Here is a 12,782-nt window from a genome sequence, read left to right as displayed (position 1 = left end):
GACTCAGCGCTGCAGCTTACTGTTCTTTAATGCGATCTCGCGCATTTCAGAATCGGTTATCGGTGGCATTTGCAAATAGTAACCCTGCGCACGCATCTCGTGCAGGACCTTGTCGGCATTTGCACGCGCCAGCTTGCGCTCTGGAGTCATTAGCATGGTGGTGACATGCTGGGGACTGCCAAATAATTCCAGTAAATTCTTAGGTACCCGCGCAATCCCCTCACGCTTATCGACGTACAAATACATTTCTTCTTTTTTAGGGCTGCGATAAATATCACACAAAACTTTCACTTCATTTCCTCTTTGCGCAGATGTCGCAGAGCTTTGAGCAGGGGGCGGCCAATCACATCAGCACGCCAGCCACAGAGGCGCCCCTGCAACTGGGGATCATGGGCAAAAACCAGCGCTTCCAATTCTTTTTTGCGGATCAGGATTTCTGCAGGCAGCTTTTCGCACTCCGCGATACTGGCAACCTCTTTTCGCAACGATTTAAGTAGTTCTCCCTGCTGCCGGTTGAGCGGTTGCGGCAATCGCGTCGGCAAGTCGCTGCGCTCCAGCGCCTGGGAAATTAACTGCAACAGCGTATCGCCGTGCTCTCGCAGGGCGCGCCCCTCAAGGCCCGCCTGGCTCAGGGCGCCTTTATGCCGCGGCAGCTGTTGGGCCAGAGTCATACAGAGATTTTCCTTAAGCAGGTGGTTGCGCGGCATATTCCGAGCCCGCGCCTCACACTCCCGCCAGGTGCAAAGGTCCTGTAACACCGCCAGGTGTTTGCCTCGCAGACGCCAGGCCCCCTTCACTTTCTGGTAATAGAGTTCAGGGGGTTGCGGACTTCGCGCAGTTGCCACCAGCGTTGCGCAATCCTCCGCCAACCAAGTCTCCCGTCCCTGCTCCTGCAGCCGCTTCAGCAAGGCACCAAAGAGGACTGGCAGCCAAGCCACATCGAGTGCGGCATAGGTTTTCTGCGCATCGCTGAGAGGGCGCTGCAACCAATCGGAACGGGTCTCACTCTTCGGCAGTTCGATATTTAGCAGTTCGCGCACAGTAGCGGCGTAACCAAGGCCCGCTCCCATACCACTAATCGCTGCGGCGATCTGCGTATCAAAAATGGGCTCGGGAATCACCCCCAGCAGGCGCTCGAGAGTTTCCAGGTCCTCGCTGCAGCTGTGCATAATTTTTGTAACAGCCGTATCCAGCAGCAGATCACGCAATGGTTGCAGGTCTTCAATGGCGAGATTATCGATGAGATAGCAATGCCGACCATCCCCAACCTGCACCAGGGCCGGCTGAGGATAAAAGGTGCGACTACGCATAAACTCGGTATCCAATGCCACAGCACGCTGCTGCCGCCACTGCGCGCACAAAGCCGCCAACTGCTCGCTGGATTCCACCCAGCGCGGAGTGGTATCTATTTCAACCATCAATATTACTCAGCTGGGGGGAAGAAGGCGGTACGGCTATTAAAAGCGTGGGCCAGGGTACCGCCATCGATATATTCCAGCTCGCCACCGATGGGAACACCATGGGCGATACGACTGACCGTAACTCCCTGCGCTTTGGCACGCTCGGCAATGTACTGGGCTGTCGCCTCCCCCTCTACGGTGGGATTAGTGGCGACGATCAACTCCTGTAATGGCTCACTGGCCAACCTGCGCTCCAGCAGATCCATTCCAAGATCCGCGGGGCCAATGCCATCAATCGGGGACAGGTGACCATGCAAAACAAAGTAGCGGCCATGGTAGTTACCGGCCTGCTCAATCGCCAATACATCAGCGGGAGTTTCGACGACACAGAGAAAGGTTTGTTCGCGGCGGCTGTTATTGCACAGGGTGCACACGGCTTCTTCGGTCAGCGTACGGCACTGATGACAGCGGCCAACCTTCTGCACCGCCTGAGCCAGGCTGCGCGCCAGCAGTTCTGCCGCATCGCGATCCTTTTCCAGCAGATACATCGCCATACGCTGTGCCGATTTCGGGCCCACACTAGGCAGGCAGCGCAGCGCGCGAATCAACTCTTCGATTAGGGGACTAAACATATAAGGCTAAACAACCGGGCTCTGCCCCTTAAAATGGAAACTTGAAGCCTTCCGGCAGGTTCATACCGGAAGCGAGGTTGCCCACCTGCTGTTTCTGTAACTCCTGGGCCTTCTCCTCAGCTCGGCGCACAGCATCATTTACCGCCGCCGCCAATAGATCCTCCAGCATTTCTTTATCTTCAGAGAGCAGGGAGGGATCGATTTCCACAGAGGTAACATCATGGCGGCCATTCATGGTGACTTTGACCATACCCGCACCGGATTCACCGCAGACACGCAGCTCATTTAATTCCTGCTGCAGCTTCTGCATTTTTTCCTGCATATCGGCCTGCATTTTCTGGGCCTGTTGCATCAGATCGCCCAAACCTTTCATAGGTAACCTCTATCTCTATTATGTGTGAGCCCGGTTAGACTCCGGGCAGCCGAAATGAATATCAATCCGCCTTCGCCAGGGACTCGACGGTATCCGGTAATAACTCAGCGCCCAACTCAGACTGAAGCTCCTGAACCAAGGGGTCTGAGGTGAGAGCATCCCGAGCTGCGGCCAGGCGCGCATCGCGAGTCGCCGCAGCTAAACGTGCCGGCGTACTGCCCTGTACCTGCCCCACCTGGATCTGTGCAATAACCGGCTGCTGGAAAAAGTCTCCCAGCAAGTCCCCCAAACGCCGCTGATGCACCTCGTCATATAGGCTGCTAAACGATTCGTCCAGGGTAAAGGAGAGTATATTGTCCTGGCGCCCTACCAGCTCCAGATGCTGGGCGATTGAGTGCAATATGCCGCTGACGCCCAATTGTTTATAAAGTGCCGGCCAACTACCCGGTGTAAGGGCATCAAGGCGTGCCGGCGGCGCTTCAGCGACCTTAGCAACCGCTTCCGTTCTCCTGGGGGCCAGGTTTTCCACCGCGGGGGGAGAGGCTTCCACTTCCGCTACGCGCTGGCGAAGTTCAGCCAAAACCCCCTCCCGCGAGCTTGAGGGCTGAGTGCTGGAAACCTCTAGCGATCGCTCAGCTGTCGCCGTCTGGGTATCAAACGCTATCTCGCCGGCCTGCTCTGTAGGGTCTTGAGACTGCCCGGGCTCAAGCTCTTCAGGTATTGGTGGCGTATACCTTCTGTCCAGCGCTGGACTCTGTACGGGGCTATCATACTGCTCAACCGCAACCTCTTCGGCCTGAGGCTCTGGAGTCTTCACAGCCGCAGCGCTCTCGGAATGCTGAAACGCAAATTCAGACTTTTTTCCGCCAGCACCCTCCTGCTCCGTAGGCGCTTGTGGCGCCTGCTCTACAGCCCGAGAAGCCGTCTGAACTGGTACACTTGCAGCCGTTTCTGGCAGTTCTGCCCGTGGAATTGTCGCCACGCCCTGCGGACGGAACGCCAGCATCCGCAGTAGCGCCATCTCAAAGCCACTGCGCGGATCTGGAGCCAGGGGGAGATCGCGGCGGGCATGCAGGGCCATTTGATAGTAGAGCTGAATATTCTCCGGGGCTATCCGACCGGCAAGCTCTCGCAGCCGTTCGGCATCCCCTAGGGCGTTATCTACCGACTGGGGCAAGATCTGGGCGACCGCCAAGCGGTGCAGATTATCGGAGAGCTCCGCCAGGGTGGCGCCAAAGTCTGGGGCCTGTTGAGCCAGCTCAGCGACAGCGGCAAACAGCCCCGCCGCATCTTCGTCCGCCAGGGCTTGTAGCAGTTTCCACACCAATCCGGTATCAATGCTACCGAGCATGCCACGCACTTCGGCCTCGCTGATTTTACCCCCGCCAAACGCGATAGCCTGGTCGGTGAGACTCATGCCATCTCGCATACTGCCATCGGCCGCACGCCCCAACTGCCAGAGAGCAGCTTCCTCAAAAGGCACCTGCTCCTCGCCCAGCACGAAGCGCAGATGCTCGACAATCCGCTCGGGGCTCATATTCTTGAGTTTGAACTGCAGACAGCGGGACAGTACGGTTACCGGCAGCTTCTGAGGATCTGTGGTGGCAAGCAGGAATTTCACATGGGGAGGCGGCTCCTCCAGAGTCTTCAACAGAGCGTTGAAGGAGCTGTTGGAGAGCATATGCACTTCGTCGATCAGATAGACCTTGTAGCGCCCTCTGGTCGGAGCATACTGGACGTTCTCCAGTAATTCGCGGGTATCCTCCACCTTGGTACGAGATGCCGCATCCACCTCGATCAGGTCGACAAAACGGCCATCGGCTATCTCATTGCAGGCATTGCATTGTCCACAGGGCTCAGAGCTGACCCCCTCTTCACAGTTCAGGCATTTGGCCAGGATTCGGGCAATTGTGGTCTTTCCCACTCCCCGGGTACCGGCAAACAGGTAGGCGTGGTGCAGCCGGCCGTTATCCAAGGCATTGATCAATGCCTGGAGCACGTGCTCCTGCCCCACCATCTCCCTAAAAAGACGCGGGCGCCATTTACGTGCCAGTACTTGATAGCTCATCCAGTCTCCGGTGCTCGACACACCTCTGCCAACTTATATCTCACGCGCTCTTGGCGCGGGCGCCATTATACCGGCATAGTCGACGAGGCATAGCGGATAGCGGGCTATCACTCCAAGAGATCTATTCACGCCACTCGTAGCCCAAGCCATCCTTGTGATATAACTGCGCCAGCTCGCACTAAGAACAAACAATTCACAATGATAAAGCGAGCCTGGGACGGGGAACGCAATACGCAATGAATAAAGCCAGGAAGACGCTTCTGGAGAGGCTGTTTGCCGAGCACGGCCAAGCCTTGGTGCGCTTTGTCGCACGTATTGTCAAAAGTCCAGACGATGCCGAGGATATTGCCCAGCACGCTTACTTGCGCCTGCAAAAGCTCAGCGATGAGAAGGAGCTGGAGAATCCCCGCGCCTACCTTTACCAAATCGCCAACAACCTCGCAGTAGATCAATTGCGCCGGGGCAAGCTGCACATGGAGTACCTCAACCAGCAAGCCTCACTGGAGGGCGAATCTCATAGCGATGACCACACCGATCACCAATCCCCGGAGCGGGTGCTCGCTGCACGCCAACAACTGCAGTCCATCTACGAGGCAATGGACAAATTACCACTGAAGTGTCGACAGGCTTTCCTACTACACAGAACACGTGGACTCTCCTACAGTGAGATTGCCCACGAAATGAATATTTCAGTAAGCAGTGTTGAGAAATATATTCTACAAGCCCTAAAAGCCTGCCGGCGTAAAGTAGATTCCGTCTCCTAGAGCCCGCAAAGCCATTTTATACATCCATCATTTTTTGTTGAGGGAGGCTCTTCCCCAGCCGTCTCAGTGTGCAAGAGCGGATTTAAAGATCCGGCCAAACCTGTAAAGCGAGGCACTTCCAGAATTATTTGCTGCCAAAGAGAGCTCTGGTATTGCAATTATTTCGTAGGAAGCCCTTTACACTCGCCAGCATCGTATAAGCCGGTCAAATTTGAGTAAGATACCCTAAATTTTGAGACGAGAGTCCCACTCTTAAAGCACCATTTAACTCCTAACGACTAGAGCAAGTATGAACAGCAACCCCCAACATCAAACAAGCGATGAGAGCCTGGATCAGGCCTGTGCTTGGGTTGCCCGTTTGCGCTCAGAGGTTATGAGTAACGCGGAAAAGCGCGAATTCGCAATTTGGCTAGCGGCCTCAGAAGCCCATCGCCAAGCTTTCGATGAGGTGGTAGAACTCTGGGGCGACTTGGGCGCTCTGGCTCATATGCCAATCGATCAGCTCTTCCCTGAGAGTGTACCGAATTCCCCCCCAAAAAATGGGGAGCCGCGGAAACCGAAAAAAGCACAGAGTGCTAACTGGGGCCTGCCGCAATGGTTTATTGGTGGTGGGCTCGCCACCTGCGGTGCTTTTCTCGCCGTTTGGATAGGCCTGCAATGGCTAGATAGCGGCAAAATAGACCAGCAATTATATACAACGCAGTTAGGCGAGATTCGCACTGTTAGCCTTGCAGATGGGTCTGAAGTAAAACTGAACTCCAATAGCGAACTTCGCGTGAGCTTTAGCCGCAAGGAAAGGCACACACAGCTTCTTCGAGGGGAGGCTTTTTTTGATGTAGCCCGCCAGACAGCCCGCCCGTTCACCGTCGCTGCCGGCAGCGCAAATATTCGCGTATTGGGAACTGAATTCAATGTAGAGCTGAACCCGGAAAATACCCGGGTATCGGTCACAAAAGGCACGGTCTCCGTGAGTGAAGCCGAGAAAACACCCGGCCTGACCCCCGAGTCTGTCACCCTCATTAAAAACCAGAAGGTCAGTGTATCTCCCCTGGGTCTCACACAAATCCAGCACACCTCACCAGAACAGGCAACAGACTGGACCCGAGGTATTCTGGTATTTGAGAAAACCCCCCTCAAAGAAGCCTTGCAAGAGCTCAACCGCTACTTAGCCGTTCCGGTTGTCGCTACCCCACAAGTTGAAAGCCGCTTAGTATCCGGTACCTTTGCTGTATCCGACCCAGATAATACGCTGGAGGCTATTACTGCAGCCCTGGGCCTTCAGCAAGATCGCAGCAACGACAACCTGACTATCTTGTCTCCCAAGCACAACTAGGTTATAACCGTCCCAAGTGGCGGTCGATTATTGAGCAAATAACCAATTTCCCGCCCACAAAACAATAGATGCAACAGTTCAGCAGAATTTTATGCTCTGAACACAATAAAAATGGGCAATGTCTTGACGGTTAGGCTCTGGGCTACAACCTTTTTAGTTTTCCTGCTTTCGGCAAATAGTAAAGCAGATGCGCTGTGCCCAAAGCCCAGCATCGAACTTCCCGCCAGCTCTCTGCCAGAGGCCCTTATTTTCCTGGGAAGACATTGCCAAATCTCGATTTTGGTACAAACCTCCTCGGCCTCTTTGTACACACTTCCCAAACAAACACTAAACACCGAGCAGGGCCAATTTGAAGCAACGATTGAGCAATTATTAAAAGGCCTCCCATTCTCTTTTCACCGTATCGGCCCGACCTCTTATGCGGTTATCCCGGACAAGAACTCAGCCCCTCAATCTAAACAACAATTCAGCTCACCCCCCGAAGAAATCACAGTCACCGGGCAAAGCCTCACCGGCAGTCATTTGCGGCATTACCAGCTAGATAGCTATGCCCCTATCGACAGAATCACCAGGGAGCAACTTGAGCTCACTGGCGCGCAAACTGTCGCCGATGTACTTAAATTTCTGCCGGCAGTTTCCGGGAACTCCACCAGTACTTCGGTAAGCCAGGAGGATGACGGAACAGCCATAGTTTCTCTTCGTTATCTCCCCGCCAGCAACACCCTGGTATTGATTAATGGCCGTCGCATTATTGGCAATGGATACAATGGAGAAGCCACAGATCTCAACACCATTCCTCTCTCCTTAGTTGAGCGCGTAGAGATCCTAAAAGATGGCGCGTCTGCGGTTTATGGCTCGGATGCTATCGCTGGGGTTATCAATATTATCCTCCGCAAAGACTTCGAAGGCATATCTATAGATAACTACTATGGGCAGTCAGAAGCCGGCGATCGCGAGACCGAATCACATTATTTAACCTGGGGAAGACATGGTGAACGCAGCCATGTAATGATCGGTCTGGCGCAATACAAGCAAGGTTCAATAATGAGCCGTGATCGCAGCTTGTCAGAGTCTGCCGACAGCCGTAACTTTGGCGGCACAGATAAACGTTCCTCAGCCATTCCCGAGGGGTTTATCGCCCTTGACAGCAGCACAACTTTAACCGCCACAACTCCCAGGGATTATCGGGACTGGTCCCTGGAAGACCGCTACGATTACAACGACTACACCTCCGCTGCCACCCCGCTACAAAGTAACTCCGCGTACCTATCTGCTGACTTCGACCTCTCAGATAACACCCTGATATATACGGAGGTGGCAGGCATACACACCGCCGCAGAATCAACCATGGCGCCCTCCCCAGTCTTCACTCGTTTCGATAACGGTGATCTGACAATAGCGGCAGACAACATTTACAACCCTTTCAGCCAAGCAATTACAGATGTTAGAAGGCGCGTTACGGAGCTGGGCCCACGTATTCAGGAAAATCGCACCACTTCCTGGAGACTTAACGCAGGGATCAAAGGAGTTCGCAACCTTTGGCACTGGGAACTTAACACCTCCCTTCAGAGGGCAGAAAAATCTGAAAAGCTCAGCAACCTTATAAACCCCCTGGCACTCTCCCAGGGCTTGAAGGGACCTGCAAACTGTAATTCTAGTAATGACTGTATTCCGATAAACCTGCTCGGCCCCAGCGGCAGTATTGATCAAGCGCAGCTGGAATTTATTCGAGGGGTAAGCACAACTAACAGCCGCACGCGAATGGAGTCCCTCACTTTTATCTCTGATGGAACCCTAGGGGAAAACAGATCTGGAGAAATTTTAGCTGCGATAGGATTTGAGCTTAGGCATGAGGCGCTGATCACTGACTCTAATGACCTGGACGGCCTTTCCTATATTGGGGGCCACTCCCCTGGGGCAACCCGAGGCTCACGCACGATTAAAGAAACCTTTGCGGAAGTCTCAATCCCAATCCAGGAAGAAAAACTCTGGCTAGATGGGGCAATCCGCTTATCCAGCTATAGTGACTTTGGCAATACTTACAACCCCAAACTCGCTATCCGCTGGCAGGTTTTGGATGACATCAATCTAAGGATTAGCTACGCCAGCGGCTTCAGGGCCCCCACTCTTACCGATATGTATCAACAGGGCTACCAAAGCCAGGAGTTTATCCTTGACCCCTGTACAAGTGACAGTTCAACCAGCCTAGTCGGCTGCCCCGCTCAAACAGACAACGCACGAATCCAATATCTTACCGAGTTTGGAGGCAACCCCGACCTCACACCCGAAACCTCAGAAACCCTCACCGCCAGCCTAGCCTGGACGCCGGAACGTATAGAAGGGTTAAGCACTGCACTCGAAATCTTTAACATCCAACAGGAAGATGTTATTGGCAGCAACCCTCAATTCCTAGTTGAGCAGAATGCCTATGCCGGACTATTTAGCGATAGGGTGTTAAGAGACGAGCGTGGTGAAATTACTAAGATTCTCGCCACAAGAATCAATAAAGGCCGCAGAACTATCCGCGGTTACGATATCTCGCTCCGTTATGAGTTACCCCAAGATGAGTTTGGGCAGTTCAACTTGGCGGTGAACCTAAGCCATTTGCTGAATTACCTAAATCAAGGGGCCCCCAGGCTACCTGAAGAAGAGCTAACAGGCACTTTTGTGGATACCACAACAGGCGGCGCAGGCTCACTGCCAGAATTTAAAGCCAATGCAGGGATTTATTGGAACAGCAGCCAATGGAGGGCTGGGTATACTGTACATTTTGTCGGCAACACGGAAGAAACCTACGCTCACGACAACAAAATAGTAACTCACAATATCAAAAGCTGGCTTAGCCACGACGCACAGCTCTCTTTCAAGCCTTCAGATAGATTTCGACTAGCGATTGGAGTCAGCAACCTATTTGACACCCCGCCTCCTTTCGCTGTAACAGCGACGGAGAACAACTTTGACCACCGTACCTACGATCTGACTGGGCGGTACTGGTATGGCGCCTTCTCACTAAGACTCTAACCAAGCAACAACCTCTCAAATAGCAAATTGCCCCTACAGCCAAACCTGCCAAAATACCCATAACGAAGTATCAGCAAAAAAATGAGATTTTTTTTGAGGGGATCTTCATGCCACTCGTTAAGAGATATGTTGGGAGGAAAGTGGCCACTTGGGGGTAGCTGCTTTCAAAACTCGTCAATTTTGACAATAGATTATAAATCCAACGATCAAGAGAGGATTGACAATGAAAAAGAACCTCCTGTCCGCAGCTGTGAAAGGAGCCATTGGCTTCACTGCTGCCGCAATTATGGTTCCGGCTATGCCCGCTTTCGCTCAACAAGATGCGAAAATGGTTGAAGAAGTAGTAGTTACTGGCTCGCGGATTAAACGCCAGGACCTAGAATCTGTTACTCCACTGACTTCCATCGGCGCAGAAGAATTTAAGATTTCCGGCAACTTGAATATTGAACAAAAGCTTGCCGAACTTCCGCAAACTTTGCCCAGCTTCGGACCTAGCTCCAACAACCCAGGTGATGGTACCGCCCGTGTCGACCTCCGTGGACTTGGAACCTACCGCACCGTAGTACTAGTTAATGGTCGCCGATATATTCCATCTACCCAGACTGGAGTAGTTGACCTAAATACTATTCCCAGCACCCTAATCAAAAGCGTGGATGTAATCACCGGTGGCGCGTCTGCGGTATACGGCTCCGACGCCCTGGCTGGTGTTGTTAACTTCCAGATGGTAGACGACTTTGAAGGCGTGCAGATTACTAGCCTTTATGATGTTACCGAAGACGGCGATGGCTCTAAGCAAAATATTGACCTGACTATCGGCGGAAATTTTGCCGAAGGCCGTGGTAATGCAACGGTATATGCATCTTGGACTGACCGTGAGGAAGTTTTCCAGGGCGATCGTGGCTTTACCAATGTCACTTGGACAGAGAGTGATACTGACGGAGACGGCTTTAACGATAGCCTCGTCGCAGGCGGCTCTTCCGGTATCCCCAGCACTAATGTGTTTGATACCGGTACCACTTTTGAGGCAGATGGCACGTCTCGCGACTTTAGGGACCCTGAGGACCGTTTTAATTACGCTCCAGATAATTACCTTCAGCTTCCACAAGAACGCTTCCTTATCAGCGCATTTACTCACTATGATCTTACTGACAAGCTGACTGCTTATGGTGAGATGGCATTCTCACATAACGAGGTGCCCCAGGAGCTGGCTCCGACCCCTGCATTTACTACCGTTTCTGTCAATCCCAATACCCCATTTTTTGATAGTGCATACCAGCAAACACTCAAAGATATGAACACAGCTGCTGGTATCGATGAGAATACGCCTGTTGATTTATTTATCGGCCGCCGTATGGTTGAGAATGGCTCCCGCCAGTCCCTGGATACAAGGGATGCCTTCCGAATCCTAACTGGCTTTCGTGGTGACATTAATGACAACTGGTCATTCGATACTTACTACAGCTATAGCAACCTAGAACGCACCCAACTGCAAAATAATGATGTTGCAGCCTCGCGATTCAAACAGGCACTTTTAGTCACTGACGACGGTACCGAGTGTCAAGATACCTCCAATGGTTGTGTACCTCTGAATATCTGGGGAGCTGGTAATATTTCCCAGGAAGCAATTGACTTCACCAAAGTGAACGCAACCAATATTACCAGTATCACTCAGGAAGTAATCTCCGCGAGTGTGTCCGGTGTTTTGACAACTATTCCTTCTGCCGACGAGCCCATTGGCTTAGTTTTTGGCCTAGAGCATAGGGATGACCAGTCCAGCTTCCGCCCTGATAGCTTCCTCTCTTCTGGTGATGTTCTCGGGTTTAATGCAGGTAAGAAAACTGTCGGTGGCTTTACTGCAATGGAGGCCTTTGCCGAAGTTAATGTGCCCCTGATCTCCGGAATGACCGGTGTAGAGAACCTCAGCCTCTGGGGAGCATATCGCTATTCCGACTATTCCAATATTGGTGGTGTTAGCTCCTTCGCGACTGCGCTTAACTACGCACCCATCGAAATGTTTAAGTTCCGTGCGGGCTACCAAGAGTCTGTTCGTGCACCTAATGTCGCTGAGCTTTACCTAGGACAGTCCGCTGGTTTCCCATCTGCAAGCGATCCCTGCGCGGCCGGTAATGCTACATCAAGTACAGATATTGACTTGTGTAACGCAATGTTGCCGACAGGAGTAGAAGCGGGAAGCTTTAATCAGGCTAACACTCAAATAGAAGGTTTATTCGGTGGCAACACTGAGCTGAAGGAAGAAACCTCAAGAACTATTACATTTGGTGTGGTTGTTGAGCCTTTAGATGGCCTGGATATCGCTCTTGACTACTACGACATCGAAATTGAAGACGCAATTGACGTTTTAGGTGGCGGAGTAGACAACGTTCTGGACCTTTGCTACAACGTAGTACAAGATATCAGTTCTCCTTTCTGTCAGGCAGTGAACCGTAGAAATGATGGTAACGTTGCCCTAGTTAGCGTACTAAATGAAAACATTGGCTTAATTGAAACCCGAGGGTTCGATCTCAATGTTAACTATGGTACAGACCTTAACTTTGGTTTTGATGGTAGCTCTTATCTGAGTGTTACATTCAACAGCACCTATCTATTGCAATACGATGAAACTCCTATTGCTGAACTGCCTGATCGAGTAGATGAATGTGCTGGTTACTACGGTGATACCTGTGGAGCCCCACGAGGCGAGTTTAACTGGAATACTCGTATCAGCTGGCAGAGCGGCCCCCTGACTCTATCTGCTCTGATTCGCTATCTTGATGGCACAGATGACGACACTCTACTGCAAAATGGTTCCCGCACTATCCAAGTTACTGATGCAAACATCGATGATCTGATGGATCAGGGCACTGCATTTAGCAACATTAGTGTCGGTGATGAGGTGCTCAATCCATTTGATGCTCGTAACCAGCTAGTTGTGAAATCAATTGATGAAGAATACTATTTGGATCTAAGCCTTGGTTACGCTGTAAACGAGAACTTTGACCTCAACTTTGGTGTCAAAAATGTTCTGAACACAGAACCGACAGTGCTGGGCGACTCTCAAGAACAAGCAAATACCTATCCATCAACTTATGACATGCTAGGTCCCCGCTACTTCTTAAGTGCCAGCTATCGCTTTGAATAATATCGCTTAAGTGTAATGTGATATAGAGAAACGGCGAGCATAGCTCGCCGTT

At 52.1% G+C, this 12,782-nt stretch carries 9 protein-coding genes; 4 read left to right on the top strand and 5 right to left on the bottom strand.

Annotated elements, in window-relative coordinates; genetic code table 11:
* Positions 1–3: 3 nt before the first annotated feature.
* From LC073_RS06135 to dnaX, 5 genes are all read right to left on the bottom strand, one after another.
* Positions 4–291: a YcgL domain-containing protein gene (locus LC073_RS06135; RefSeq protein WP_226644965.1), complete on the bottom strand. Its 288-nt coding sequence runs from the start codon at positions 289–291 to the stop codon at positions 4–6.
* Positions 288–1,418: a ribonuclease D gene (rnd, locus tag LC073_RS06130; protein WP_226644962.1), complete on the bottom strand. Its 1,131-nt coding sequence runs from the start codon at positions 1,416–1,418 to the stop codon at positions 288–290. Before rnd ends, LC073_RS06135 begins: the two co-directional genes overlap by 4 nt.
* 5 nt (positions 1,419–1,423) lie before the next feature.
* Complete coding sequence (recR, locus tag LC073_RS06125; protein WP_226644960.1) at positions 1,424–2,032, bottom strand: recombination mediator RecR; 609 nt, start codon at positions 2,030–2,032, stop codon at positions 1,424–1,426.
* 28 nt (positions 2,033–2,060) lie between these two features.
* Positions 2,061–2,405: a YbaB/EbfC family nucleoid-associated protein gene (locus LC073_RS06120; RefSeq protein ID WP_226644958.1), complete on the bottom strand. Its 345-nt coding sequence runs from the start codon at positions 2,403–2,405 to the stop codon at positions 2,061–2,063.
* Between the two features lie 61 nt (positions 2,406–2,466).
* Entirely contained in the window at positions 2,467–4,473 is a 2,007-nt protein-coding gene (gene dnaX / locus LC073_RS06115; RefSeq protein ID WP_226644957.1) for a DNA polymerase III subunit gamma/tau, read from the bottom strand.
* A gap of 236 nt (positions 4,474–4,709) precedes the next feature.
* On the opposite strand from dnaX, the gene LC073_RS06110 reads away from it, so the two are divergent.
* From LC073_RS06110 to LC073_RS06095, 4 genes are all read left to right on the top strand, one after another.
* Positions 4,710–5,237: an RNA polymerase sigma factor gene (locus LC073_RS06110; RefSeq protein WP_226644955.1), complete on the top strand. Its 528-nt coding sequence runs from the start codon at positions 4,710–4,712 to the stop codon at positions 5,235–5,237.
* 289 nt (positions 5,238–5,526) lie between these two features.
* Positions 5,527–6,570, top strand: coding sequence for a FecR family protein (locus LC073_RS06105; RefSeq protein WP_226644953.1), 1,044 nt, complete (start codon positions 5,527–5,529; stop codon positions 6,568–6,570).
* A gap of 123 nt (positions 6,571–6,693) precedes the next feature.
* On the top strand, positions 6,694–9,591 hold the full coding sequence (locus LC073_RS06100; RefSeq protein ID WP_226644951.1) for a TonB-dependent receptor: 2,898 nt from the start codon (positions 6,694–6,696) through the stop codon (positions 9,589–9,591).
* Between the two features lie 223 nt (positions 9,592–9,814).
* Complete coding sequence (locus LC073_RS06095; RefSeq protein ID WP_226644948.1) at positions 9,815–12,730, top strand: TonB-dependent receptor plug domain-containing protein; 2,916 nt, start codon at positions 9,815–9,817, stop codon at positions 12,728–12,730.
* The last annotated feature ends 52 nt before the right edge of the window (positions 12,731–12,782 follow it).

This window comes from Microbulbifer variabilis (assembly GCF_020524905.1).
Classification (GTDB): domain Bacteria; phylum Pseudomonadota; class Gammaproteobacteria; order Pseudomonadales; family Cellvibrionaceae; genus Microbulbifer; species Microbulbifer variabilis_A.
Note: the sequence above shows the minus strand (reverse complement) of the source record. Positions and strands in the feature narration are given on the sequence as shown.